Here is a 25364-nt window from a genome sequence, read left to right on the forward strand (position 1 = left end):
TGTGCCCTACTGGTTCAGGGCGGCTGCCAGGGCGACGACGATGAACATGACGACGAGTACGACGGCCATGATGCGGTTGCGGGTCTTCGGGTCCACGGGTCGAGCGTAACGGGCGGGGGTGCGGGCCAAGGCCCCGCCCTCCCCCACGGAGCCGCTCCGCGGGGGGCGCGATCGGACTCGGGTGACCGGGGTCGCGGGGCGGCGGCGGGTCCGGGCCCCCGCCGCCCCTACCCCCGGGGCGCGGAAGAGCTCGGGTGACCGGGGTCGCGGGGCGGGTGCGGGTGCGTCGTGGCTGGTCGCGCAGGCTTTTCAGGGGCGCGGGGAACTGCGCGAGAAGCCCCCACCCACCCGCACTCCCCATCGAAACCCCACCCACCCGAGCTCTCCCGGGGTACAAGGGGCGGAGCCCCTTGAAGGGACGGGGAGGGTAGGGGCGGCGGGGGCGAGGAAAACCACGCTCACCCCGTCAAAGGCCACCGCGTGAGCGACTCGTACCGCGGGCGTTCGCCCGGGACGCCGGAGGCGGGGAGCCGGCTACGGACGAGGTGCACGTGCCGCACCTCCCAGTCCCGGCCCTCGAACCCCTCCAACGCCGCCACGTACGGCCGAAGATCCACTCCCCGCCGCCCACCCCGCGCCAACGTCACATGCGGCCGGTACCGCCGGCCCACTTCCACCGGCAGTCCCGCCTTCCGCCCCGCGGCCTCGGCCCTCCCCGCCAACACCCGCAGCACCCCCACATCTCCCGAAACCCCCACCCACAGCACCCGGTCACCGAAGCGCCCGGCCCCCCGCAGGGCGAGCCGGAACGGCACGGTCCGCCCGGCCGCCCGGGCCAGCCGGCCGGACAGCTCCGGCACGGCCTCCTCGCCGACCTCCCCGTAGAACGCCAGCGTGAAGTGCCACCCCGCCCGCTCGGTCCAGCGCAGCGCCTCCGCACCGGGCAGTCCCCGCAGCCCCGCCGCCCGCGCGGCCAGCTCCTCGACCGCCTCCTCCGGCGGCAGCACCGCGGCGAACAGTCTCATGACGACAGCGCCACCTCTTCCCGGGCCCCCGCGCCCCGCGGGGAGAGCCGCACCCGCGGCCCGCCCCGCCAGGTCAGCCGCACCCGCTGGTTGCCCACCCGGAGCAGCATCGCGCCCACCACGGCCGCCGCCGCCAGCGAGACGGCACCGCCGGCCGCGAAGCCGACGCGCGGGCCGAACGCGTCGGTGACCCAGCCGACGAGCGGCGCCCCCAGCGGCGTACCGCCCATGAAGACCATCATGAACAGGGCCATCACCCGGCCCCGCATCTCGGGATCCGTGGACATCTGCACGGACGTGTTCGCGGTGACGTTCACCGTCATGCCGAAGATGCCGATCGGCACCATGAGGAGGGCGAACAGCCACAGCCCGGGCGCCACGGCGGCCACGACCTCCAGCACGCCGAAGCCGAGGGCCGCCGCGATCAGCACCCGCAGCCGGGCCGTACCGCGCCGGGCCGCGAGCAGCGCGCCGATCAGCGAGCCGACCGCCATCAGCGTGTTGAAGAGGCTGTACGCGCCGGCGCCCGCGTGGAAGACGTCGTCGGCGTAGGCGGAGAGCCAGACCGGGAAGTTGAAGCCGAACGTGCCGATGAAGCCGACCAGCACGATGGACCAGACCAGCTCGGGCCGTACGGCGACATACCGCAGCCCCTCGCGGAGCTGGCCCTTGCCGCGCGGCGCGCGCCGGATCTCGTGCAGCTCGCGGGAGCGCATGAGGAGCAGCCCGGCGATCGGGGCGAGGAAGGAGACGCCGTTGAGCAGGAACGCCCAGCCGGTGCCGACCCCGGTGATCAGCACACCGGCGACGGCCGGGCCGACCAGCCGGGCGGACTGGAAGTTGGCCGAGTTGAGGCTGATGGCGTTCTGGAGCTGGCCGGGGCCGACCATCTCCGGCACGAAGGTCTGCCGGGCCGGGTTGTCCAGGACCGTGGCGAGTCCGACGGCGAAGGCGGCCACGTACACGTGCCACACCTGGACGTGGCCGGAGAGCGTGAGGACGGCCAGGGCCAGGCCGGCCAGGCCCATCGCGGACTGGGTCAGCAGCAGCGTGGGCCGCTTGGGCAGCCGGTCGACGAGGACACCGCCGTACAGGCCGAACAGCAGCATCGGCAGGAACTGCAGCGCCGAGGTGACGCCGACGGCGGTGGAGGAGCCGGTGAGGCTCAGTACCAGCCAGTCCTGGGCGATGCGCTGCATCCAGGTGCCGGTGTTGGAGACGACCTGGCCGATGAAGAACAGGCGGTAGTTGCGGATCCGCAGCGAGCTGAACATGGACGTCCTGCGGGGCTCGGCGGGGGTGCGCGGTGTGGGCGGGGTGGGGTCGGGGGTGGCTGGTGCGGGGGCGGAGTCTGCTCCGGGTCCCGAACTCAAAAGGGCTCGCCTCCTCGGGCGCGACGACGATGGAAAGGGGGAGTGGCTGGTACTCGATCGGCGGCGGGAAGGGGTCAGAGGTGCGCGAGCTTCTCCAGGACCGGGGCCGCCGCGCTGAGCCTCGCCCACTCATCCTCGTCGAGCTGCTCGACGAGGCGGGCCAGGAACGCGTTCCGCCGGCGCCGGCTCTCCTCGAGCATGACGGTGGCCTGCTCGGTCTGCCTGACGACCTTCTGCCGGCGGTCCTCGGGGTGCGGCTCCAGGCTCACCAGGCCCTTGGTCTCGAGCAGCGCGACGATGCGGGTCATCGACGGCGGCTGGACGTGCTCCTTGCGGGCCAGCTCACCGGGGGTGGCCGAACCGCAGTTGGCGAGGGTGCCGAGCACCGACATCTCGGTGGGGCTCAGCGACTCGTCGACCCGTTGGTGCTTGAGTCGGCGCGACAGGCGCATCACGGCGGAGCGCAGGGCGTTCACGGCGGCGGCATCGTCGCCATGGGTCAGGTCAGGCATGCTCTTTAGCGTAACTCATTACTTTCGCTAAAGACCACCGTCGTGCACGTCCGACAGGGTGACTCCGGCCACTGTCGGCACACCGCCCGCCCCGGTGGTGCGCGCCACCCCCGCACGCACACCCTCCCCGCGCCAAAACAACAGAACGAGACGAATCACCCGTACGAGTGACATGGGAGCAAAAAACCTTCCACCACCCCCGCGAATCCGGCCACCCTCGTGGCCATGGGGACCAGCGTGCTCAGCCTGCGCATGGACGGGGAGCTGCTCGACCGGCTCCGGCACCGGGCGGCGAAAAGAGGAATGAGCGTCCAGGACTATGTCGTCCGGACGCTCATTCGTGATGACTTCGACGAGCGGTTCCAGGCCGCCGTCGAGAGGACGGAGGAGTTCTACGGGGACGCCGACGCCGCCCCGGACCCGGCGGGCGAGCCGCCCGGCGATCAGGTCAGGCCCAGCGCCGGCATCAGGTAGTAGAAGCCGAACACCGCCGCGACGACGTACAGCGCCACCGGCACCTCGCGGGCTCGGCCCGCGGCCAGGCGCAGCACCACGAAGGTGAGGAAGCCCATTCCGATGCCGTTGGTGATGGAGTACGTGAACGGCATCATCAGCATCGTCACGAAGGCCGGGATGGCGATCGTGTAGTCCGCCCAGTCGATGTCCTTGATCGAGTGGGACAGGATCAGGAAGCCCACCGCGATCAGCGCGGGCGTGGCCGCCTGGGACGGCACCATCGTGGCGACGGGGGTCAGGAAGAGCGCCGCCGCGAACAGCAGACCGGTGACGACGTTGGCGAAGCCGGTGCGCGCGCCCTCGCCGACGCCCGCCGTGGACTCCACGAAGCAGGTGGTGGCCGAGGAGGAGCTGGCGCCGCCCGCGGCGACGGCGATGCCGTCGACGAAGAGGACCTTGTTGATGCCGGGCATCTGGCCCTCGGCGTCGGTCAGCTTGGCCTCGTCGCCGATGCCCATGATCGTGCCCATCGCGTCGAAGAAGCACGACAGCAGCACGGTGAAGACGAACAGGATGCCGGTCAGCACGCCGACCTTGTCGAAGCCGCCGAACAGGCTGACCTTGCCGAGCAGCCCGAAGTCGGGGGTGGCGACCGGGTTGCCGGGCCACTTCGGGGTGGTCAGACCCCAGGAGGGGATCTTGGCCGCGGCGTTGATGATCAGGGCGAGGACCGTCATCGTGACGATCGAGATCAGGATCGCGCCCGGCACCTTGCGCACCATCAGCGCGAGGGTGAGCAGCGTGCCGAGGACGAAGATCAGCACCGGCCAGCCGTTGAGGTGGCCGTCCGCGCCGAGCTGGAGCGGGACGGTGGTCCCCGCCACGTCCGGGATGCGGCTGACGAAGCCGGAGTCGACCAGGCCGATGATCATGATGAACAGGCCGATGCCGATCGAGATGCCCTTGCGCAGCCCCAGCGGCACGGCGTTCATCACGCGTTCCCGCAGCCCCGTGGCGACCAGCAGCATCACCACGAAACCGGCCAGCACCACCATGCCCATCGCGTCCGGCCAGGACATGCGCGGGGCGAGCTGGAGGGCGACGACCGTGTTGACGCCGAGACCGGCCGCCAGCGCGATCGGGACGTTGCCGATGACGCCCATGAGCAGCGTGGTGAAGGCGGCGGTGACGGCGGTGGCGGTGACCAGCTGGCCGTAGTCCAGCTGGTGCCCGTACATGTCCTTCGCGCCGCTCAGGATGATCGGGTTCAGCACGATGATGTACGCCATCGCGAAGAAGGTGGCGAAGCCGCCGCGGATCTCGCGGGGCAGGGTGCTGCCGCGCTCGGAGATCCTGAAGTAGCGGTCGAGGGGGCCGGTGGCGGAACGGCCGCCCGGCTGCCCGGGGGCGGGGACCTTGGCGGGAGCCGAGGTGGACATGCGGACCTCAGGGGATGCGGGGTCGGGGAAGGGGGCGTTCGGGTCGGGCCGGCGTGCGCCGTCCCGGGTTCCCCCTGGGCGGCGTACCTCACCGAAGAGTGGCCCTCCGGGGTGGCCGGTGGGCGCCTCTTGGAGGTTCGTACGAGCGGAAGTGGCCAGACGCAAACAGTTTCAGTATGAACATATGAACGGGAAAAGACCATCTCCGCGCGTAGATTCCGTGCGGTTCCCGGCCCCATGGGCGCGGGCTCCCGCGGCTCGTGAGCCGATTGCCCGGCCTCGTAAGCTGTGCGCATGGCGAAGTGGACTCCCCAGCACGAGGCGCCCGAGCCCCTGGAGGGGCCCGTGGTCGCCACCATCACCGGCGGCACGATCATCTGGTTCGTCCTCTTCCTGGTGCAGCTGCCGTTCTACGGCTGGTTCGACGACCACGGGCACACCTGGTGGGTGTGGACGTGCCTGGCCGGGGGCGGCCTCGGGCTGATCGGCGTCTGGTACGTGCGCGGACGGGACGCCGCCATCAAGAGGGAGGCCGCCCGCCGGGAGAACGACACCGCCGCCACCGACTGAGCCGCCGGTACCGCGCGAGTCGCCCCCGACTACAACCACCGCACGACAACCCCCCGCCCGCCACTCCTCCCCAGGTCGGATTTGTCACGTAGTGCGGAGGTGAACGCCCCCGCCCGCACGTACCGTCGAAGACATGACCGATATCGACGCGGGCGCCGAACTCGACCCCGTGCACCCCGTGCCGCTGCCCGTGCGCGAGCGCGGGCTGACGGCCGAGGAGGTCGCGGCCCGCGTCGAACGCGGGCAGGTCAACGACGTTCCCGTGCGTAGCAGCCGCACGCTCGGCGAGATCGTCCGGGCCAATGTCTTCACCCGGTTCAACGCGATCATCGGGCTGCTCTGGCTGATCATGCTGTTCGTCGCGCCCGTGCAGGACAGCCTGTTCGGGTACGTCATCCTCGCCAACACCGGCATCGGGATCATCCAGGAGTGGCGGGCCAAGAAGACCCTGGACTCGCTCGCGGTGATCGGCGAGGCCCGGCCCGCCGTGCGCCGGGACGGGCGGACCACCGAGGTCGCCACCTCGGGGATCGTGCTGGACGACGTCCTGGAGATCGGCCCCGGCGACAGAATCGTCGTCGACGGCGTGTGCGTCGAGGCCGACGGTCTGGAGATCGACGAGTCACTGCTGACCGGCGAGGCCGACCCCGTCGTCAAGCAGCCCGGCGACGCGGTGATGTCGGGCAGCTTCGTGGTCGCGGGCGGGGGCGCGTTCCGGGCGACGAAGGTCGGCCGCGAGGCGTACGCCGCCCAGCTCGCCGAGGAGGCCTCGCGGTTCACGCTGGTCCACTCCGAGCTGCGCACCGGCATCTCGACCATCCTCAAGTACGTGACCTGGATGATGGTGCCGACCGCGCTCGGCCTGGTCGTCAGCCAGCTGGTGGTCAAGGACCACGGGTTCAAGGACTCCGTCGCCCGCACGGTCGGCGGGATCGTGCCGATGGTCCCCGAGGGGCTGGTGCTGCTCACCTCCGTCGCCTTCGCGATCGGCGTGATCCGGCTGGGCCGCAAGCAGGTGCTCGTGCAGGAGCTGCCCGCGATCGAGGGGCTGGCCCGCGTCGACACCGTCTGCCTGGACAAGACCGGCACCCTCACCGAGGGCGGCATGGACGTCACCGAGCTGCGGCCGCTCCAGGGTGCCGACGAGACGTATCTGCGCACGGTGCTCGGCGCGCTCGGCGCCGCCGATCCGCGCCCCAACGCCTCCCTCCAGGCGATCATCGACGCCTACCCCGGCAGCGAGGACTGGCGCCGCACCGACGCGCTGCCCTTCTCCTCCGCCCGCAAGTACAGCGGCGCCTCCTTCGAGGAGCCGGGCGGCGGCTCCGGCACGTGGCTGCTGGGCGCCCCCGACGTGCTGCTCGACCCCGACGACCCGGCGCTCGCCGAGACCGTCCGGCTCAACGAACAGGGGCTGCGGGTCCTGCTGCTGGCCCGCACCGCCCGCCCGCTCGACGACCCGGCGGTGGCGTCGGGCGTACGGCCGGCCGCGCTCGTCGTCCTGGAGCAGCGGCTGCGCCCGGACGCCGCCGACACCCTGCGCTACTTCGCCCGGCAGGACGTGCACGCCAAGGTGATCTCCGGCGACAACGCGGTCTCGGTGGGCGCGGTGGCCGGAAAGCTCGGCATCACCGGCGAGGCCCTGGACGCCCGCGAACTGCCCGACGACCGGGCCGGGATGGCGAAGGCGCTGGACGGCGCCACGGTCTTCGGGCGGGTCACCCCGCGGCAGAAACGGGACATGGTCGGCGCGCTCCAGTCCGACGGGCACACGGTGGCGATGACCGGCGACGGCGTCAACGACGTGCTCGCGCTCAAGGACGCCGACATCGGCGTCTCGATGGGGTCGGGCTCGGAGGCCACCCGGGCGGTCGCGCAGATCGTGCTGCTCGACAACAGCTTCGCCACCCTGCCGTCGGTGGTCGCCGAGGGCCGCCGGGTCATCGGCAACATCACCCGCGTCGCCACGCTGTTCCTGGTCAAGACGGTCTACTCGGTGCTGCTCGCGGTGCTGGTGGTGTGCGCGCAGGTGGAGTACCCGTTCCTGCCCCGGCATCTGACGCTGCTGTCCACGCTCACGATCGGCGTCCCGGCGTTCTTCCTCGCCCTCGCGCCCAACACGGAACGGGCCAGACCGCACTTCGTCCGGCGGGTGATGCGGTACGCGATCCCGGCGGGGACCGTGGCCGCCGTCGCCACCTTCGTGACGTATCTGCTCGCCCGCCACCACTACAGCGGGCCCGGCTCGCTGGAGGCGGAGACCAGCGCGGCGACGCTCACGCTGTTCCTCATCTCGCTGTGGGTACTGGCGATCGTCGCCCGCCCCTACACCTGGTGGCGCGTGGTGCTGGTGGCGGCGATGGGGGCCGCGTTCCTGGTGGTGCTCGTGGTGCCGTGGTTGCAGGAGTTCTTCGCGCTGCGGCTGGTCGGCCTGGAGATGCCGTGGCTGGCGGTCGGCATCGCGGCGCTCGCCTCGGCGGTACTGGAGCTGGGCTGGCGCCGGGTGGACCGGGCGGGACCCCCGCGCGATCCCGGGGAGGGAAGGCGCGGGGGCGTGGCGGCACGGCTGCTCGCCGGCCGCCAGTCGCTTACTTCACGTCGACGAAGTCGCCCGAGGAGTTGACGGCGGGGGTCGTCGAGGTGCCGGCGAAGCTGTACCGGAAGGTGCCGTCGGCGGAGGCCTTGACCGTCGTCCTCAGGGCGCCCTTGCTGCCGGACTTGATGGTCTTCAGGGTGCTGTAGGAGCTGCTGCCCTTCTTCTTGAACTGGAGCTTGACGGACTGCACGGTGTAGCCCGCGTAGGCGCCGGTGTCCCAGTTGGCGCGGCTGAGGGTGCCGGTGACCGTGAGGGTCTTCCCCTTCTTCACCGGCTCCGGCGAGGCGTTGACGGTGAGCTTGGAGTACCGCTGGAGGTGGGGCGCGGCGAAGCCGTCCTTCTCCGCGACGCCGACCTTGCTCATGTCCAGGTCGGTGCCGGTCGGGTCCTGCCCGTTGAACGCGACGGCGAAGGCGTCCGCCTTCCACGTACCGGCGTCCTCGTTGAGCAGGTCGTCGGCCGGGGCGATGACGATCGTCTCGGTGCACTTGGTGACCGTGGCGGAGGAGACCGTGCAGACGGCCGGGTCGTCGCTGGAGAGCTCGTAGTCGGCGTCGGCGTAGCTGGTGCCGCGGTAGAGGTCGACGCCGGCGAAGAAGTCGTCGGCGGTGACGTCGACGTCGCTGCCGTGGGTGAGCGTGAAGCTGACCGGGACGTTCACCTTCTTGGAGGTGCCGGCGACGATCGCCTTGCCCTTGTTGACGACGACGTTCGAGAACGTGGCGTTCAGGGCGTACGGGGTTCCGGAGGTGCCGGTGCGGCCGGTGCGGGCGGCGTTGGTGCCGGCGCTCTGCCCGGCGTCCAGGACCTTGGCGGCGTCGGAGTGGTCCGGGACGGGGGCGGTGCCGGCGGCGTGCGCGGCCGGGACGGCGAGGGCGGAGAGGGCCAGGGCGCCGGTGAGGGCGGCCACGGTGGCTCGTATGCGCATGCGTTTCCCCAGGTGGAGAAAGGGGGCCGACGGTGTGGTCACGTAGGCCCGAGGTTGACGTGAGTCTGTTGACTCCGCTGATCAGATACGTGGGGGGTGGGGCTGGTTGCCCCTTCGGGGGCACCCTTTGCCCTCACGTTGCAAAACTCACGTCGGCCTCTCACCTCGCGGAAGAGCTCGGGTGTGCGGGTGCGTGGGCGGGTGCGGGTGCGTCGTGGCCGGTCGCGCAGTTCCCCGCGCCCCTTAAAAGCAGGGGGCGCCCCCCGTCCTTTAGGGGCGCGGGGAACTGCGCGAGAAGCCCCCACCCACCCGCACCCGCCAACGAACCGACCCACCCGAGCTCTTCCGCGCCGGCGGGGGCGAAGGAAATCCCGCGGTCAGTCGAACCAGCGGTCCCGCGCCAGTTCGTTCGTGCGGGACGGGTCCTCCAGGAGCGCTGCCACCTCGAAGCGCCGCGGCCACTGACCGGCCGCCCAGGCCAGCCCCGCCGCCACCCCCTCCAACGTCGCCGCGTGCACCACCCCGTCCCGCGTCCGGCGCCAGTCGATCCCGACCCCGTCCACCACGAGTTCGTCGTGCTCGACGTACGTGCGCGGGGTCCCGGCCCCCAGCAACACCCGCACCGGCCCCGGCACGTCGTGCTCCGTCCCCTCCGACCCGACCTCCCCCGTCACCGACTCACTCAGCCGCCGCACCTGGAACAGCTCCGCCAACTCCCCGGCCAGGGAGGGCCGCACGGGAAGCAGCGGCACACCGGCGGTGAACGGCAGCAGATCCGGCGAGTCGACGACGACGGCGTCCGCCGCGTCGACCACGGTCACCTCCCCGTCCACCACCGCCCGCACCTCGTCCGGCAACGTCACCCGCTCCGGGTCCAGCTCGGCCAGCGCCCCGTACAGCCCGTGCAACTGCGCGGCGGTGACCGGGCGGTCCGGATCGGCGAGGCGGTCGAGGAGCTCGGCCGCGCCGCCCGGCTCGTCCAGCAGCGCGGCGACCGACGTCCGCACGCCCAGCGCCCGCAGCACCTGCTCGTCCTCGAACCCGGTCGCGTCGGCCTCGTCGTACAGGCCGTGCAGCAGCGGATCGCCCCCGGCGGCCCGCAGCCCGGCGGGACGGCGCCCGTCGAGCACGGGGTGCCCGCGCAGCCACCACGCGGTGTACGGCCGTACGACCTCGTGCGTGCCGTCCGGCAGCAACACCCGCACGGGCTGGGTGAGCGCGTCCCGCAGCGGCGGCCGGGCGAGCAGCGCGAGCGCCTCGGGCCAGTGGTCGTCGTCGACGAGGTCGAGGTCCCGCACGGCGACGATCTCGGTGGCGACCGGCGGCACGGGCCCCTCGGGCAGCCGGTCGAGGACGTCCTCGCACCACACGTCGACGGCGTCGAGCAGACCGGCGTCGTCGGGCTCGGCGAAGTCGCCCTCGCGCGGCTCCAGTTCGTCCGGATCGAGGACGACGTCGGTGGCGCGCACGAGCTGGAACCCGGCGAGCACCCCGCACGCGGCGAGCGGCTGCTCGCCCCACCGCTCGGCCAGTTCGGCGTCGACCAGGGCGAGTTCGTCCTCGCGCATGACGGCGGCGAACGGGCTGCCGGGCAGCACGAGTTCACCGGCGGGCGCGGGCTCGCCGTCCTCGTCGGGCAGCGCGAGCGCGCCGAGCCAGGGCTCGTCGCCGGGTTCGAGGCCCGCGTCGCGGACGAGGGCGAGGACGGTGTCGGCGAGTTCCTCGGGGTCGAGCCCGTCCTCGTCCCAGCCGGGCGCCTCGTCGTCCAGGGAGGCGGCGACGGCGGCCCGCACCTGCGGGGTGGTGAGCACGGCGCGCGGGGTGGCGGGCAGCGCGCCGAGCTTCTCCAGGAGCGGGTGGGCGGCGTCGGGGTGGGCGACCTTGAGCCCGAGCCGGGCCAGCGCGTCCGGGGCGACCCGGGGACCGTCCGCGGCGGGCAGCAGCACCTGCCGGGGCCCGATCGTCGTACGCCCGTCGGCGAGCGGCACGGGCAGGCCGGAGAGCCGGTCCGGGTCGACGCCGGCCAGGCTGTCGTAGAGCCGCCACCACCAGCCGGGGTCCTTCTCCAGGCCGGCGAGCCGGTCCACCGCCTCGGTCAGCGGCACCCGGGCCACGCCGAGCGTGCGCAGCTCCACGCGTCGCTCCAGACCGGCGGGCAGCAGCCCGGTCAGCACCTCGGCGAGGACCCGTACGGTGTCGGCGCCGGCGCCCTCGACGACCTCGGCGTCCCGGGGCCGCAGCGCCTCGGGCAGCGTGCCGTCGTCGTCACCGGTGTCCGGCTCCGCGGTGGGCGGGTTGGCGGGCGGCAGGAAGGCGGTGCGGGGCAGCCGTTCGAGGATCGCCCGCCGCAGCGCCCCGTCCAGCTCGCCCTTGCCGAGCGGGCCGGGGACGAGGCCGAGGACGCCGTCGGTGACCGGCCGCCACTCGGCGAGGAGTTCGGCGTAGGCGTCGGCGGCCCGCTCGACGAGGAAGTCGGTGAGCGGGCCGGGGGCGGCGTGCCGGCGGGTGCTGTCCAGCGGCAGGGAGGCGATCAGCAGCGCGGGCACGCCGAGCGGCTCGTCGCTGGGGGTGGGGGCGTGCACGACGGGGCTGGTACGGGGCCGGGCCGGGCCGCCGTCGGCGTCGACGGGCACGGCCCAGGTGACCGACCAGTGCGGCCGCAGCCGCTCCTCGACGGGCCGGTCCACGAGCAGCGCGGCGTCGAGCGGCCCGTGGTCGGCGGCGGTACGCCAGCGGGTGGTGCCGTGCGCCGAGTCCTCGACGACGGTGTCGCTCCCGTCGGCGTACCGCCGCAGGGTCCGTGGCTCCGCCTCCCGGACCTCGACGACGACCTCCTCCAGGCCCGGCAGGGCGAGCAGCAGGGCGTCGTCGACGGCGTCGAGCAGCCGCTCGGCCAGGCCCTCGGCGGCCGGGTCGCGCAGCGGGAGGACGACGACGGTGTCGTACGGCTCCGGGGCGCGGCCCTCGGCGGCGAAGGGCAGCCGGAGGAGGGGAACGTGGCCGTCGCGGCGGCGGATCTCGTCGCCGAGGCCGGGGCTGTGCGCGGCGGTGTCGGCGGCGAGGTCGCGGGCCTCGGCGAGCGCCCAGCGCACGCCGCCGTGCCGGCCGAGCACGGCGGGCTCGTCGCTGACGGCGAGCACGGCGGCGAACCCGACGCCGAACCGGCCGACGGCGCCGGGCGCGGCGTCGCGCTTGGCGGAGGCGCGCAGGGTGGCGAGCGACTCGACGCCGGCGGCGTCCAGCGGGGCGCCGGTGTTGGCGGCGGCGAGGACGCCGTCGCGCAGGGTGAGGCGGAGCCGGCCGGGGACGCCGGCGCGGGCGGCGGCGTCGGCGGCGTTCTGCGCGAGCTCGACGACGAGGCGGTCGCGGTAGCCGCCGAGGACGAGGTCCTCCTCGGCGTTGGCGTCCTCGCGGAACCGGGCGGGGCTGGTGGCCCACGCGTCCAGCACGCCGCGCCGCAGGCGGGCGGTACCGAACGGGTCCGCGCCCTCGGGCGCCGGCCGCACGAAGTTGCTCACGCTTCAATCTCCCTCTGCGAGACGTGCGGCCCGACGCTACCGGACCGGGGGGCGGGGTGCCCGACCCCCGGTGGGGCGCCTCAGAGCTCGGGGGTTCGGGTGCGTCGGCGGGTGCCGGGTGCGTCGTGGCTTGTCGCGCAGTTCCCCGCGCCCCTGTCAGGGGCGCGGGGAACTGCGCGAGAAGCCCCACCGGCCCGCGGCCGACAACGCACCCCGGGGGGCCTGGGGGCGGAGCCCCCAGGTCAAGGACGGGACGGGTAGGGGCGGCGGGGGCGAGAAAAACCTACGAGTGCCCCAGCTCCGCATCCTCCGGCGCGGTCGCCGAGACCGAACCGGAATCCGTCGCCGCCCGCAGCGGGAACGGATCGACCCGCGTCTCGTCGACCACCGGCGCCGCCGGCACCGGCGCCTTCGGCATCACCGCCGCCTCCGAATGCCCCCCGCACCCGTACGCCAGCGACACCACCCGCCCGTCCGCCGGCGAGAACTCATTCGCACACACCCCGAACGCCTGTCCGAGCGACCCCCCGATCGGCGCGAGGAAGCCACAGCTCACGCACGAGGCCGGCGCGGCCTGCGCCATCGGGGTCTTCGCCCCGTACGCCTCCTCCCACCGGTCCGCCGCGACATGCAGCCCGTACCGCGAGAGCACCCGCGCCCGCCGCAGCCCCAGCTCCTCGGCGACCGACGCGAGGGAACCGCGCGAGGGCACGAGGGGGAGGTGGGCCGGCGTACCGGCGGTGACCTCCGCGTCCTCCGCCTCGACCAGCTCGGCCATGCCCGCGGAGACCGCGGAGTTCGGCGCCGGCTCGTCCTCGCCGGTGTAGCCGGGCTCCAGGCGGAGATCGTCCGCGTCCGTGGGCAGCAGATCGCCCGGGCCCATGTCGCCGGGGCGCAGCCGCTCGCTCCACGGCACCCACTCGGGGGCGAGCACGGCGTCGGGCCCGGGCAGCAGGACGGCCTCGTCGACGGTGACGTTCTTCGCGCGGGAGGCGCGGGCGACGGTGACCGCCCAGCGCCAGCCGCGGTAGCCGAGCTCCTGGCACTCGAAGTAGTGGGTGACGACGCGGTCGCCCTCGGCGAGGGTCCCTGTGTGCGCGCCGACGATGCCGGGGGCGGCGGCCTCCTCGGCTGCGGTGCGGGCGAGGTCGACGGCCTCGGCGCACAGACGGTCGGGGGTGCGGCTTCGCGTGCTCGCTGCGCTCACAGGTATCGCTTCTCTCCTACGCCGTCTCACGGGTGCGCCGGCCTTGGCGGGGGGTGCGGACGGAGCGGACCGAAGGGCCGCGTCGACGTCCGCGCCCGATCGCGCTCGGGCACACCTTCAGCCATCCATTCTGCGGGATGACGAACAGGCGCGCGGCCGAGAACAACCGCCGGGGCGCGCTACGCACGCTACCTTCTTCCGGCCGCTCGGCCCACACCGGCGCCTCCGGCGGAAGCCGGAGGCTTGAAGGGGCGCGGGGCTGTGTCAATGTGCGGCTCCGCCGCGTGGGCGCATCTTTTGGGGGTCCGGGGCGGAGCCCCGGGACGGGAAGGGCAGGGGCGGCGGGGGCGAGAAAACCCCTCCGGCCACCCCCGCCCCGCCGCACGCCACTCCGACCGATACGGCCGGTAACCGCACTACCCCCGCCCATCCCGGGCACACTGACGGGGTGGCAGCCGCGCGCCCGCCCCAGGACACCCCCACCGAGGGGCCACCCCGGACCGGCAACGACAGACGTGGCGGGCCGAACCGCGTGCGCGGCTCCGCCCGCAAGGTCGCCCGCGCCCTCCACCTCCCCGTCACCGGCACCTACCGCGGCATCCGCCGCGTCACCCACGCCCAGGGCGCCGGCGAATCCGGCCTCGCCAAGCTCATCGAGCTGCACGCCGTGAACGGCGCCGGCGACGTCATGGTCACCGTCGCCCTCGCCTCCACCGTCTTCTTCTCCGTCCCCACCGACGAGGCCCGCGGCCGCGTCGCCCTCTACCTCGCGATCACGATGGCCCCGTTCACGGTCCTCGCCCCCGTGATCGGCCCCCTCCTGGACCGTCTCCCGCACGGCCGCCGCGCCGCGATGGCCGCCGCGATGCTGGCCAGGGCGCTGCTCGCGCTGCTGCTGTCCGGCGCGGTCGCCACCGGCAGCCTGGAGCTGTATCCGGCGGCGCTCGGCGTGCTGGTGGCGTCGAAGGCGTACGGCGTGGTCCGCAGCGCGGTGGTGCCGCGGCTGCTGCCGCCCGCGTTCTCGCTGGTCAAGGCGAACTCCCGGGTCACCCTCGGCGGGCTCCTCGCCACCGGCGTGGCCGCGCCGATCGGGGCGGGGCTGCAGATGCTGGGGCCCCGCTATCCGCTCTACGGCGCCTTCCTGATCTTCGTCGGGGGCACGTTCCTGTCGTTCTCGTTGCCGCGCAAGGTCGACTCGGCGAAGGGCGAGCGCATCGCCCTGCTGGCGGGAAAGAACCGCGAGAAGGACTGCCCCGCCCCCGCCCCCGCCTCCGCCCCCGCCTCCGCCTCCGCCTCCGCCAAGGCCTCCCGCCGCCGTCCCGGCCTGCGCACGGTCGGCAGTACCGTCATCCACGCGCTCGGCGCCAACGCCTGTCTGCGCTGTCTGTCCGGGTTCCTGATCTTCTTCCTCGCGTTCCTGCTCCGCGAGCATCCCCTGGCCGGGTCGAGCGCGGCCGTCTCCCTCGGCATCGTCGGCGTCGCGGCCGGCACCGGCAACGCGCTGGGCACGGCGGTCGGCGCCTGGCTGAAGTCCCGGGCACCAGAGGTCATCATCGTCACGGTGGTGGCCGCGGTCCTGGCCGTCGCGATCACGGCGGCGGTGTTCTTCGGCGCGTTCCTCGTCGCCTGCCTGGCCGCGTTCGCCGGCTGCGCGCAGGCGCTGGGCAAGCTGTCCCTGGACGCGCTGATCCAGCGGGACGTACCCGAGGAGGTGCGGACCTCGGCGTTCGCCCGGTCCGAGACGTCGCTCCAGATGGCGTGGGTGCTGGGCGGCGCGATCGGCATCGTGCTGCCGCTCGACGGCGCGCTGGGCATGTCGGTGGGCGCGGCGATCGTCGCCACGGGCCTGCTGTCGACGGTCCGCCCACTGTGGACGGCGGCACGCCGTGGACCCCACGTGGGGACCACTCCGTGCGTGCCAGATAGCCTTCGGCCATGACCTCGCTGCAATCCGCTGTGCGACGCCGCCGCGCCGTCGCCGCCGCCGGCGCCGTATCCGCCGGACTGCTCCTGCTGTCCGCCTGCGACAAGCCCACCCCGAGGGCGACGATCACCGTCGGCAAGGACTCGGTCAGCTCGGAGGCTTCCTGCTACAACGACGACGACAAGGCCCTGTCGACGTCCGAGCTCCAGTCCTGCATCAAGGACAAGGACATCGAGTCGATCAAGGTCGACCCGGACGCGACGGTCCGCTTCGGCGTCGACCCGGACATCGCCGACAAGGGCTGGACGATCCTGATGAACGGTCAGCCGCTCGTCGAGTCCAGCACCAAGACCTACCGGACGATCCCGGGCAGCGTGTTCTTCAACGCCCAGTACGGCGCCAGCGGCGACTCCACGAAGGTGTCGATCCAGGAGGGCGACGACAAGAAGGTCACCGGTCTGTGGAACTTCACGTTCAAGAAGGACTCCTGACCACGTCCCCGTCCGGCCCCGCGCCGCTGCGCGTACTGGTCGCCACCGCGGTCCCCGTCGAGCGGGACGCGGTGGCACAGGCGTTCGACGGCGCCTCGCGGGAGGTACCGCTTCCCGCGGCCTCCCTCGCCCGGCTCGGTCCCTTCGCCGACGGCCCGGTCTACGACCTGCTGGCCGCCGGCGTGGGCCCCGCCCTCGCCGCCGCCTCCACGGCCGGCGCGCTGACCGCCGCCGCGCTGCACGGCACCCCGTACGACCTGGTCGTCTCGGCCGGCATCGGCGGCGGCTTCCTGCCGGACGCGCCCCCGGTCACCCTCGTCGTCGCCGACGAGATCACCGCCGCCGACCTCGGCGCCGAGACGGACGCGACCGACGGACCCGACGGGACCCCGGAGGGGTTCCTGCCCGTCACCGACCTCGGCTTCGGCACCGTCACCCACCTCCCGCCCGCCGCCCTCGTGCGCCGGGCCGCCGAGGCGACCGGCGCCCGCACCGGCACCGTCCTGACCGTCTCCACCGTCACCGGCACCGCCCGCCGGGCCGCCGTGCTGCGCGCCCGGCACCCGAGGGCGCTGGCCGAGGCGATGGAGGGGTTCGGCGTGGCGGAGGCGGCCGCCGCGCACCGTACGCCCGTCCTGGAGATCCGCGCCGTCTCCAACCCCGTGGGCCCCCGCGACCGCGCCGCCTGGCGAATCGGCGACGCCCTCGCCGCGCTCACCGGGGCCTTCGGGAAGCTGGCGCCCGTCCTGGAGAGTTGGAACCCGCATGACGACCGCACCGACCGCGACTGAGCCCGTGTCCACCCCGGGCACCCTGAAGATCGCGTACTCCCCCTGCCCGAACGACACCTTCGTCTTCGACGCCCTCGCCCACGGCCGTGTCCCGGGCGCCCCCGCGCTCGACGTGACGTTCGCCGACATCGACCTCACCAACGGCATGGCCGAGCGCGGCGAGTACGACGTGCTGAAGGTGTCGTACGCCGTGCTGCCGTACGTCCTCGACGAGTACGCGCTGCTGCCCTGCGGCGGCGCGCTGGGCCGGGGCTGCGGCCCGCTGGTGCTGACCAGGGAGGCGGACGCGGACCTCACCGGGCGCACGGTCGCCGTGCCGAGCGAGAGGTCGACCGCCTACCTGCTGTTCCGCCTCTGGGCGGCGGACACCGTGCCCGGAGGCGTCGGCGAGATCGTCGTGATGCCGTTTCACGAGATCATGCCCGCCGTGCGCGACGGCCGGGTGGACGCGGGCCTCGTCATCCACGAGGCCCGCTTCACCTACCAGAACTACGGGCTGCACAAGCTGGCCGACATGGGCGAGCACTGGGAGGCCACCACCGGTCTGCCGATCCCGCTGGGCGCGATCATCGCCAAGCGGTCGCTGGGCGCCGAGGCCCTGAACCGCCTGGCCGAGTCCGTTCGCACGTCCGTACGGGCCGCGTGGGACGACCCCGAGGTCTCCCGCCCGTACGTCCTCGATCACGCCCAGGAGATGGACCCGGCCGTCGCCGACCAGCACATCGAGCTGTACGTGAACGAGTTCACCGCCGACCTCGGCGAGGACGGCTACGCGGCGATCCGGGGCCTGCTGGACCGCGCGGCGAAGGAGAACCTGCTCCCGCCGCTGCCCGCGAACGCGCTCACGTTCCCGTAGACGTCCGGCGGGGCGTTTCAGACATCCAGCCGGTCGTCTCAGACATCAGCCGGTCGTCTCAGACATCCAGCTGATCGGCGACCGCCCGCAGCAGGCCGGCGATCTTCTTCCCCGACACCTTGTCCGGGTAGCGGCCCTTCTCGAGCATCGGGGTGAGGTTCTCGAGGAGGGTCGTCAGGTCCTGCACGATCGAGGCCAGTTCGTCCGGCTTCTTGCGCTGCGCCGCCGCGACGGACGGGGCGGGGTCCAGCAGGACGACGGAGAGTGCCTGGTCGCCGCGCTGCCCGGCGACCACGCCGAACTCCACGCGCTGGCCGGGCTTGAGGCCGTCGACTCCGGCGGGGAGGACCGAGGAGTGCACGAAGACGTCACCGCCGTCGTCGCGGGAGAGAAAACCGAAGCCCTTCTCCCCGTTGAACCACTTGACCTTGCCGGTAGGCATGCCTGTCCTCGTCCTCGTACTCGTCGGAAACCGCTCGGATGAGTGCCCTCGATAGCACTGGGGCGGGTCCTGTGACCCGCCGGTACCCAGGCTAGTGGTCCACGGGCCGGTGACAAGACGTCGCCGGAGTGTTCCCCTCGGGCTGGAACTACCCTGGTCGGGTGCGCGACAAAACCCAAACGAATTCCGCCGGAGCCGGCGAGCGGCTGATCCGCGCCGGCGCGATCGTCTTCTTCCTCGGCGCGGTGGCCACGATGGTCACGGTGGCGCCGCTGCTGCTCGGTACGTCGGTGCTGCCGTCGTACATGTACGGCCTGAGCATGCTGATGGGCGTCGGCTTCCTGCTCGCCGCGGCGGGGGTGCTGCGCTCGGTGTCGGAGGGCCGCCGCCGGGCACGCGAGGGTTCGCGCCAGGGGGTGTGACGGGGGGTTGTGCGGCGGCTGCGGGCACGTCGTGGCTGGTCGCGCAGTTCCCCGCGCCCTCAACAGCAGGGGGCGCCCGGGTTTTCAGGGGCGCGGGGAACTGCGCGAGAAGTCCCCACCCGCCCGCACCCGTCAACGAACCCCACCCACCCGAGCCAAACCCTCAGGCGGCCACCCGGACGTACTCGCCCAGCCACCCCGGGAACTCCGTCAGATCCGCGAGGACCACATCCGCCCCGGCCCTCCGCAACTCCGCCACCCCGCACGGCCCCGTCGCCACCGCCACGGACAACGCCCCCGCCGCCCGCGCCCCCCGCACGTCCCCCACGTGATCGCCCACGTAAACCCCCGCCCCGTGCGCGACCAACGCCTCCGCCTTCTGCTCCGCCCACAACCCCCCGACCACCTCGTCCGGCTCGATCCCGAGATGTGACAGATGCAACCGCGCATTGGGCTCGTACTTGGCGGTCACGACAACCGCCCGCCCCCCGACCCCCCGCACCGCCGCGATCGCCTCCCGCGCCCCCGCCAGCGCGAGCGTCGGCGCGACGGCGTACTCGGGGTAGATCGACCGGTACAGCTCCGCCACGTCGTCCACCCGCTCCGCCGGGAACCAGTGCGCCAGCTCCTCCCCGAGCGGCGGCCCGAGCCGCGTGACCGCGAGGTCGGCGTCGATGTACGTCCCCGTCCGGGCGGACAGCTCGCGGTAGCAGGCACGGATCCCCGGCCGGGAGTCGATCAACGTCATGTCCAGGTCGAAGCCGACGATCGGCGCAGAAGAGGTCATGCCCCCCATCCTCGCAAAGGATTTTGGTCAGTCCTCCGTCAGTCCTCCGCCAGCTCCGCCACCCCCGTCACCCGGTGCAACGGGTACGTACGGACCTCGTCGGCCGTGTGGTCGTAGGCCGTGACGAAGCCGCCCTCCACCTTGACCGGGGCGATGACGCGCTGACTGGCGGTGCCCTCGGCGTTGACGTAGCCGATCCAGAGGGAGTCGCCGGTGAGGACGGCCGCCTGCATCGTGGCGAGGGTCTCGGCGGCGGAGGTACGCGGCAGGGCACCGGACGCGCCGGAACCGGCCGAACCACCGGACGCGCCGAAACCGTCGGAACCCGCGGTTCCGTCCGGACCGGGTCGGCGCACGGCCGTGGACGCCCGGTCGCCCGCACGGATCGCGCGCACGGCCGCCGCGAGCAGCGTCGCGTCCGGCACCGGCGGCCCGTCCGGCACCGGCTCGGGCGCGGTGCGCGGAGGCGTGCGGTGGGCGTCGGCGCGGGTGATCAGCACGTCACCCTCGGCGGACTCGGCGGCGGGCGCGTAGCCCATGCCGCGCAGCCCCTCCAGGAGGGTCGCCGGGTCGGCCGCAGAGGCCAGCACGGTCGGGGCGAGCGCGCGCAGCCGCAGTCCCGCCGACCGCTTGTCGGCGAGAATCTCGCGGAGCAGCGCGTCGTCGTCGCACCGTACGTACGCCGAGGCCGCGCCCACCCGTAGCTGCCCGTGCCGGCGGGCCACGTCGTCGATGAGGTAGGCGAGCGGCTGCGGCACCGGCGTACGGGAGTGCTCGGCGAGGAAGGCGTGCAGGTCGGAGGCGGTACGGCCGGCGTCGAGGGCGCGGCGCACGGAGGCGGGGGTGAAGCGGTAGACGGTGGCGCCGCCCTTGGACTCGACGTCGGCGAGGACGCCGAGCACGTCGGCGAGCGGGCGCTGCAACGGTCCGGGGGCGACGGCGGTCAGGTCGGCCTGGAGCAGCACGTGATCGAGCGGCTCGGGCAGGAGCGGGGCGAGCAACCGGGCGGCACCGGCAGCGGCGGCGGACCGTTCCGCGGGGGTACCGGCAGCAGCAGCGGATCGCTCCGCGGGGTCCCCGGCGTCGGCGGCGGACCCGGCGGGCAGCAGCAGCGCCCGCCCGTGCGCCGACAGCGCGCCCCGCCCCGTCACCCCCAGCTGCTCCGCCTCCGCCAGCGTCCACCGGGCGAGGCGGGCGCGCGGATCGTCGGCACCGGCGCGGTCGCCGCGCGCGGGCCGCTCCCAGGCGAGCCGGGCGAGGACGGAATCCGGATCGGGCGCGGCCCCCACCGGCAACCCGGCCAGCAGCGCGAGGACCCGCTGCCGCACCTCGGGGGCGACCGAGCGGTCGAGCCCCGGGCCGAGCGCGGCGAGCGCCCGGTCCTTCGCGTCCCGCCCGCCGACCAGTCCCGCCGTCCGCGTCGCCGACAGCCAATTGGTGACGAGCAGGACCCAGCGCTCGGCGGCGGGCAGCCGCAGCCAGTCGTCGTACGCGGGCGTGGGCGCGTACCGCTCGTCGGCCTCGCCGTCGGAGGCGAGCAGACCGGCGGCGTAGGCCAGTTCGAGCCAGAACGCGGCGGCCGGTTCGGGCACGTCCAGGGTGACGGCGGTCCGCTTGAGGTCCCGCACGCTCAGCCCGCCCGCGCGCAGCACGGCGGGGCCGCCGCCGTCCCACGCCTTCAGCAGCTCCTCGACGGTGGTCAGCGCGGTGTACGCCTGCCCGGCGGCCGTCGCGTCCACCACCTGTGGACGGTGGGTGGCGGCCGCGACCGGCGCGGGCGGCAGCGGCTGCGACTCCCGGTGCGCACGGCCTCCCCGCAGGTGCAGGGCGACCTCGCGGGGCAGTACGACGGTGCCGGGTGCGGTGGGCAGCAGCAGGCCGCGGTCGAGCAGCGCGCGCAGGCGGGGCGCGGGGTCGGCGGTGACCTGGCCGTAGGGCGGCCCCCAGACCAGCCGGGAGAGGACGTCGAGGGAGTCCGCGGGGACGTCGTCCAGGAGCGCGGACATGCGGGCGCGATCGGTGAACAGGGCGGTGAGCGCGGCGATCGCGGAGACCGTGTCGGCGGTCGTCGGCAGCCCGACGGCGGCGACGATCTCCTGCATCCGCCCCGGCGACATCCCGGCGGCGGCCTCGGCGACGGTCGGACCGAGCCCGGTGGCGGAGGGGTGCTGCGGCGAGGGCGCGAGAAGTTCACGAGCGGTGCGGACGAGCCGCAGCCGGTCGTCCGCCCCCCAGACAAGCGCCTGCTCGCGCAGGACGGCGACGGCGCCGGGAAGCGCCCGCTCGACGTCGGCGTCGCCGTCGTCACCGGCCATGAGGACACGGAGCATGTCGTACGACGCCGGATCGGCCGCGACGGCCAGGGCCTGCGCCGTCTGCGACGCGAACCGGTCCAGCCGCTCCAGCGCCCGCACGACACTGGCCCGGGTGGCGGCCCGCGTGGCGAGCTGAGTGAGATCGGCGGGAACGGGTGTGACGAGGTCGGGCCGGCTACGGAGGAGACGCGAAAGCGCCCCATCCGGACGCCCCCGAAGATCCTCGGCGAGCGAACGGGGCGATACGGCCACAGTCCCCGACCCCGCCGGGCGATCCTCGGTGCTCATCCGACCAACGGTAGCGCCCCATTAAGGGGCGCGGGGCTGTGCCGTCTGCGCGGCTCCCCCGCGGCGGGCGCGAGCCCCAAAGGGGCGCGGGGAACTGCGCGAGAAGCCCCCACCCACCCGCACCCGACAACGCACCCACGGGGTCCAAGGGGCGGAGCCCCTTGAAGGGATGATGGGGGTCCCCCCTGCTCGAACGAAGTTGAGAGCTTGGGGGAGGGTAGGGGCGGCGGGGGCGAGACCCCTCCCCCACGCGAACCCCCACCCGACGCACCCTTCACCCCAACCGCCCCCCATGCTGCACACTGGACGATTGGCCAGTCCGACGCGCAGCGAGATGGAGACACACAGGTGAACGGACCCCTCATCGTCCAGTCGGACAAAACCCTGCTCCTGGAGGTCGACCACGACCAGGCGGACGCCTGCCGCCGCGCCATCGCCCCCTTCGCCGAACTCGAACGCGCCCCCGAACACATCCACACCTACCGCGTCACCCCCCTCGGCCTCTGGAACGCCCGCGCGGCCGGCCACGACGCCGAACAGGTCGTCGACGCCCTCGTCGAGTACAGCCGCTACCCCGTCCCCCACGCCCTCCTCGTCGACATCGCCGAGACGATGGACCGCTACGGCCGCCTGACCCTCAGCAAGCACCCCGCCCACGGCCTCGTCCTGACCACCACCGACCGCCCGGTCCTGGAGGAGGTCCTGAAGTCGAAGCGGATCGCCCCCCTCGTCGGCACCCGCATCGACGCGGACACCGTCGCCGTCCACCCCTCCGAACGCGGCCAGATCAAGCAGACGCTGCTCAAGCTGGGCTGGCCGGCCGAGGACCTCGCCGGATACGTCGACGGCGAGGCGCACCCCATCGAGCTGGTGGAGGACGGCTGGGCGCTGCGCCCGTACCAGAAGCAGGCGGTGGAGAACTTCTGGCACGGCGGCAGTGGCGTCGTCGTCCTGCCCTGCGGCGCCGGAAAGACGCTGGTCGGCGCCGGTTCGATGGCGCAGGCGAAGTCGACGACGCTGATCCTCGTCACCAACACCGTCTCCGCCCGGCAGTGGAAGCACGAGCTGGTGAAGCGGACGTCCCTGACCGAGGACGAGATCGGCGAGTACAGCGGGACGAGGAAGGAGATCCGCCCCGTCACCATCGCCACGTACCAGGTGTTGACGACGAAGCGGAAGGGTGTCTACCCGCACCTCGAACTGTTCGACTCCCGGGACTGGGGCCTGATCCTCTACGACGAGGTCCACCTGCTGCCCGCCCCGGTCTTCAAGTTCACCGCCGACCTCCAGGCCCGCCGTCGGCTCGGCCTGACCGCGACGCTGGTCCGGGAGGACGGCCGCGAGTCCGACGTGTTCTCGCTCATCGGCCCGAAGCGGTTCGACGCGCCCTGGAAGGAGATCGAGGCGCAGGGCTACATCGCGCCCGCCGACTGCGTCGAGGTACGGGTCAACCTCACCGACTCCGAGCGGCTCGCCTACGCCACGGCCGAGACGGAGGAGAAGTACCGCTTCTGCGCCACGACCGCCACGAAGCGGAAAGTGACCGAGGCGATCGTGCGCCGGTTCGCCGGGCAGCAGATCCTCGTCATCGGCCAGTACATCGACCAGCTCGACGAGCTCGGCGAGCATCTGAACGCCCCGGTCATCAAGGGCGAGACGACCAACGCCCAGCGCGAGAAGCTCTTCGACGCCTTCCGCAGCGGCGAGATCAGCGTGCTGGTGGTGTCCAAGGTGGCCAACTTCTCCATCGACCTGCCGGAGGCGACGGTCGCCGTGCAGGTCTCGGGCACGTTCGGCTCCCGGCAGGAGGAGGCGCAGCGGCTCGGCCGGGTGCTGCGTCCGAAGGCCGACGGCCACCAGGCGCACTTCTACTCGGTCGTCGCCCGCGACACCCTCGACCAGGACTTCGCCGCCCACCGCCAGCGCTTCCTGGCCGAACAGGGCTACGCCTACCGCATCGTCGACGCCGACGAACTCCTCACCGAGGAGGGCCGCTGACGGGCGCGGTACTGTCGTTGCCGCGAGGTTTCGGCGCCTGCCCCCGGAGGGGTTCGTGGGGATTGAGAGTGACCAGGTCGTCTACGAGTATCTGAGCCGGGTCGCGGATCTGGCGCAGCGGCAGCTGCCGTCGGCGGACCGGATGCGGCTGGTGGCCGGGTTGCGGGACGAGATCGACCGGCGGCGCGGGCGGACCGCCGTCGACAGTCCGGCCGCCGTGCGCCGCATCATCGACCGGCTCGGCAGTCCGGACGCGGTGGTGGCCGCGGCGGGGGGCTCACCGGGGGTGACGGTCGAGCCGCCGGCGTCGGTGCCGGTGCAGCGGGCGGAGTCGGCGGGGCCGACGGAACCGGCGGGCCCGCCCGGCCCGTCCGGCCCGGCGGTCGGGAAGCGGCTGCGGAAGGTGCTGCCGCGGCCCCGGTCGGGGGGCGCCGCGCCGGACGCGCCGTCCGCGCCGCCCTCCGTCCCCGCCGATCCGCACGCCCCCTCGCCGCCGCATCTCGCGGGGACGCACGAGCTGGGCGATACGCCGGGGGCGCCGCCGGACTGGTGGCGCAAGGAGGTCAGCTCCTTCGACCTCGGTGACAGCGTGCCGGGGTTCGTGGGCGGGGTGGAGATCCCGGAGCTGCTGCGGGCGCCGGGGGCACCGGGGGCGTCCGGTACGCCCAAGGCGCCGGAGGCGTCCGCCGTGCCTGCCGCGCCGGGCGAGCCCGTCGCCGCGCCCACCGAAAAGGCCGCACGGCGCCCGCGCCTTCCCCGCCTCACCGGCCGGCAGAACCCGCTGCTCCTCTTCGCCGCCGTGCTGCTCGTCGTCGGTGCGGTGCTCGGCAGCTGGATCGCGCTGGGCCTCGGCTGGATCATCGCCTACGCGTCACGGCGGCTGACGCCGGCGGAGGTGAAGTGGGCGGTGATGGTGCTGCCGGGCACGGTCGTCGCGGCGGGAGCGGTATGGCTGTGGGGACGGTCCGAGGGCCGCTGGGGCGAGGCCATCGCCAAGGGCCACATGAACGACGCGGTCGGCGAGACGTGGCCATGGGTGGTACGGGGCGCGGCGGTGGCGTCGGCGTTGTACGTGGCCTGGCGCTCACAGAGGAGCCGGTGAGGGGTGCGGACGGGCGTTTTCCTCGCCCCCGCCGCCCCCCTCAACGCCGCCGCCGAACCCCCGCCCCCACCTCGTCCTCCCCGTACTCCCCCCGCACCACCACATCGAACGCCGCCCCGGCGAACACCCCCACCGCCCGCACCACCCCACTGACCCGACGCCGGGACCGATCCGCCCCGTGCACCATCGCCTGCGAAGCCCGCTGCCCGGAAACCGGAGAAAAGGTCGCTGCACTCATGTCTCCAGGGTGCGCGCACGCACCCCCCCGCCCGCGTCACCCCCCGGAGGGATCCCACCCCTCCACCCCAGCACCGGTCGAACCCC

General features: G+C 73.6%; 20 protein-coding genes. 10 read left to right on the forward strand and 10 right to left on the reverse strand.

What is annotated here, in order from left to right:
• Positions 1-458 precede the first annotated feature (458 nt).
• The 3 genes from thpR to OIE12_RS14665 all read right to left on the reverse strand — a co-directional run bounded on the left by thpR (position 459) and on the right by OIE12_RS14665 (position 2910).
• The gene (thpR, locus tag OIE12_RS14655; protein ID WP_329135463.1) at positions 459-1025 is read right to left on the reverse strand and encodes an RNA 2',3'-cyclic phosphodiesterase; all 567 of its coding nucleotides are present in this window, start codon (positions 1023-1025) and stop codon (positions 459-461) included.
• Entirely contained in the window at positions 1022-2398 is a 1377-nt protein-coding gene (locus tag OIE12_RS14660; protein WP_443053825.1) for an MFS transporter, read from the reverse strand. Before OIE12_RS14660 ends, thpR begins: the two co-directional genes overlap by 4 nt.
• Before the next feature lie 74 nt (positions 2399-2472).
• Positions 2473-2910 (reverse strand): MarR family winged helix-turn-helix transcriptional regulator, encoded by a 438-nt coding sequence (locus OIE12_RS14665; protein WP_329135467.1) that lies wholly within the window; start codon positions 2908-2910, stop codon positions 2473-2475.
• Between the two features lie 225 nt (positions 2911-3135).
• Between OIE12_RS14665 and OIE12_RS14670 the strand changes: the two genes are divergently transcribed.
• Positions 3136-3384 (forward strand): hypothetical protein, encoded by a 249-nt coding sequence (locus OIE12_RS14670; protein WP_329135469.1) that lies wholly within the window; start codon positions 3136-3138, stop codon positions 3382-3384.
• On the opposite strand, the gene OIE12_RS14675 is transcribed toward OIE12_RS14670, so the two are convergent.
• The gene (locus tag OIE12_RS14675; protein WP_329135471.1) at positions 3354-4805 is read right to left on the reverse strand and encodes an NCS2 family permease; all 1452 of its coding nucleotides are present in this window, start codon (positions 4803-4805) and stop codon (positions 3354-3356) included. The genes OIE12_RS14670 and OIE12_RS14675 overlap by 31 nt on opposite strands.
• 294 nt (positions 4806-5099) lie before the next feature.
• On the opposite strand from OIE12_RS14675, the gene OIE12_RS14680 reads away from it, so the two are divergent.
• Positions 5100-5375: a DUF2530 domain-containing protein gene (locus OIE12_RS14680; protein ID WP_329135473.1), complete on the forward strand. Its 276-nt coding sequence runs from the start codon at positions 5100-5102 to the stop codon at positions 5373-5375.
• Between the two features lie 133 nt (positions 5376-5508).
• A complete protein-coding gene (locus OIE12_RS14685) occupies positions 5509-7998 on the forward strand; it encodes a cation-translocating P-type ATPase (protein ID WP_329135475.1) in 2490 nt (829 codons plus the stop codon).
• On the opposite strand, the gene OIE12_RS14690 is transcribed toward OIE12_RS14685, so the two are convergent.
• The 3 genes from OIE12_RS14690 to OIE12_RS14700 all read right to left on the reverse strand — a co-directional run bounded on the left by OIE12_RS14690 (position 7964) and on the right by OIE12_RS14700 (position 13624).
• On the reverse strand, positions 7964-8899 hold the full coding sequence (locus OIE12_RS14690) for a hypothetical protein (RefSeq protein ID WP_329135476.1): 936 nt from the start codon (positions 8897-8899) through the stop codon (positions 7964-7966). The genes OIE12_RS14685 and OIE12_RS14690 overlap by 35 nt on opposite strands.
• A 377-nt stretch (positions 8900-9276) precedes the next feature.
• On the reverse strand, positions 9277-12417 hold the full coding sequence (locus tag OIE12_RS14695) for a sacsin N-terminal ATP-binding-like domain-containing protein (protein ID WP_329135478.1): 3141 nt from the start codon (positions 12415-12417) through the stop codon (positions 9277-9279).
• A 283-nt stretch (positions 12418-12700) separates the two neighbouring features.
• Positions 12701-13624: a DUF3027 domain-containing protein gene (locus OIE12_RS14700; protein ID WP_329135480.1), complete on the reverse strand. Its 924-nt coding sequence runs from the start codon at positions 13622-13624 to the stop codon at positions 12701-12703.
• A gap of 448 nt (positions 13625-14072) precedes the next feature.
• Between OIE12_RS14700 and OIE12_RS14705 the strand changes: the two genes are divergently transcribed.
• The 4 genes from OIE12_RS14705 to OIE12_RS14720 are packed head-to-tail and all read left to right on the forward strand — an operon-like array spanning position 14073 to position 17686.
• Positions 14073-15563 (forward strand): MFS transporter, encoded by a 1491-nt coding sequence (locus OIE12_RS14705; protein WP_329135482.1) that lies wholly within the window; start codon positions 14073-14075, stop codon positions 15561-15563.
• Entirely contained in the window at positions 15560-16039 is a 480-nt protein-coding gene (locus OIE12_RS14710; RefSeq protein WP_329135484.1) for a DUF2771 domain-containing protein, read from the forward strand. The genes OIE12_RS14705 and OIE12_RS14710 overlap by 4 nt, the downstream gene beginning before the upstream one ends.
• A gap of 26 nt (positions 16040-16065) precedes the next feature.
• Positions 16066-16830, forward strand: a complete 765-nt coding sequence (locus OIE12_RS14715; RefSeq protein WP_329141962.1) for a futalosine hydrolase — start codon at positions 16066-16068, stop codon at positions 16828-16830.
• Positions 16805-17686, forward strand: a complete 882-nt coding sequence (locus tag OIE12_RS14720; RefSeq protein WP_329135486.1) for a 1,4-dihydroxy-6-naphthoate synthase — start codon at positions 16805-16807, stop codon at positions 17684-17686. The genes OIE12_RS14715 and OIE12_RS14720 overlap by 26 nt, the downstream gene beginning before the upstream one ends.
• 58 nt (positions 17687-17744) lie before the next feature.
• Here OIE12_RS14720 and OIE12_RS14725 read toward each other — a convergent pair whose 3' ends face one another.
• Positions 17745-18128 (reverse strand): cold-shock protein, encoded by a 384-nt coding sequence (locus tag OIE12_RS14725; RefSeq protein ID WP_329135487.1) that lies wholly within the window; start codon positions 18126-18128, stop codon positions 17745-17747.
• Between the two features lie 161 nt (positions 18129-18289).
• On the opposite strand from OIE12_RS14725, the gene OIE12_RS14730 reads away from it, so the two are divergent.
• Positions 18290-18550, forward strand: a complete 261-nt coding sequence (locus tag OIE12_RS14730) for a hypothetical protein (protein WP_329135489.1) — start codon at positions 18290-18292, stop codon at positions 18548-18550.
• Positions 18551-18713: 163 nt separating this feature from the next.
• On the opposite strand, the gene OIE12_RS14735 is transcribed toward OIE12_RS14730, so the two are convergent.
• Positions 18714-19337: an HAD family hydrolase gene (locus OIE12_RS14735; RefSeq protein WP_329135490.1), complete on the reverse strand. Its 624-nt coding sequence runs from the start codon at positions 19335-19337 to the stop codon at positions 18714-18716.
• 38 nt (positions 19338-19375) lie between these two features.
• Positions 19376-21940, reverse strand: coding sequence for a helicase-associated domain-containing protein (locus tag OIE12_RS14740; protein WP_329135492.1), 2565 nt, complete (start codon positions 21938-21940; stop codon positions 19376-19378).
• A gap of 348 nt (positions 21941-22288) precedes the next feature.
• On the opposite strand from OIE12_RS14740, the gene OIE12_RS14745 reads away from it, so the two are divergent.
• Together OIE12_RS14745 and OIE12_RS14750 are read left to right on the forward strand one after the other, a co-directional pair.
• Entirely contained in the window at positions 22289-23938 is a 1650-nt protein-coding gene (locus OIE12_RS14745) for a DNA repair helicase XPB (RefSeq protein WP_329135493.1), read from the forward strand.
• 55 nt (positions 23939-23993) lie between these two features.
• Positions 23994-25040, forward strand: coding sequence for an HAAS signaling domain-containing protein (locus OIE12_RS14750; RefSeq protein WP_329135494.1), 1047 nt, complete (start codon positions 23994-23996; stop codon positions 25038-25040).
• Positions 25041-25364 lie beyond the last annotated feature (324 nt).

Source organism: Streptomyces sp. NBC_00670 (genome assembly GCF_036226765.1).
In the GTDB taxonomy this organism is placed as follows: Bacteria; Actinomycetota; Actinomycetes; order Streptomycetales; family Streptomycetaceae; genus Streptomyces.

Excerpts from the sequence above, each read along its gene's own strand:
- thpR (WP_329135463.1), bottom strand. The coding sequence starts at position 1,025 with ATGAGACTGTTCGCCGCGGTGCTGCCGCCGGAGGAGGCGGTCGAGGAG.
- OIE12_RS14665 (WP_329135467.1), bottom strand. The coding sequence starts at position 2,910 with ATGCCTGACCTGACCCATGGCGACGATGCCGCCGCCGTGAACGCCCTG.
- OIE12_RS14670 (WP_329135469.1), top strand. The coding sequence starts at position 3,136 with ATGGGGACCAGCGTGCTCAGCCTGCGCATGGACGGGGAGCTGCTCGAC.
- OIE12_RS14675 (WP_329135471.1), bottom strand. The coding sequence starts at position 4,805 with ATGTCCACCTCGGCTCCCGCCAAGGTCCCCGCCCCCGGGCAGCCGGGC.
- OIE12_RS14680 (WP_329135473.1), top strand. The coding sequence starts at position 5,100 with ATGGCGAAGTGGACTCCCCAGCACGAGGCGCCCGAGCCCCTGGAGGGG.
- OIE12_RS14685 (WP_329135475.1), top strand. The coding sequence starts at position 5,509 with ATGACCGATATCGACGCGGGCGCCGAACTCGACCCCGTGCACCCCGTG.
- OIE12_RS14690 (WP_329135476.1), bottom strand. The coding sequence starts at position 8,899 with ATGCGCATACGAGCCACCGTGGCCGCCCTCACCGGCGCCCTGGCCCTC.
- OIE12_RS14710 (WP_329135484.1), top strand. The coding sequence starts at position 15,560 with ATGACCTCGCTGCAATCCGCTGTGCGACGCCGCCGCGCCGTCGCCGCC.
- OIE12_RS14720 (WP_329135486.1), top strand. The coding sequence starts at position 16,805 with ATGACGACCGCACCGACCGCGACTGAGCCCGTGTCCACCCCGGGCACC.
- OIE12_RS14725 (WP_329135487.1), bottom strand. The coding sequence starts at position 18,128 with ATGCCTACCGGCAAGGTCAAGTGGTTCAACGGGGAGAAGGGCTTCGGT.
- OIE12_RS14735 (WP_329135490.1), bottom strand. The coding sequence starts at position 19,337 with ATGACCTCTTCTGCGCCGATCGTCGGCTTCGACCTGGACATGACGTTG.
- OIE12_RS14740 (WP_329135492.1), bottom strand. The coding sequence starts at position 21,940 with ATGAGCACCGAGGATCGCCCGGCGGGGTCGGGGACTGTGGCCGTATCG.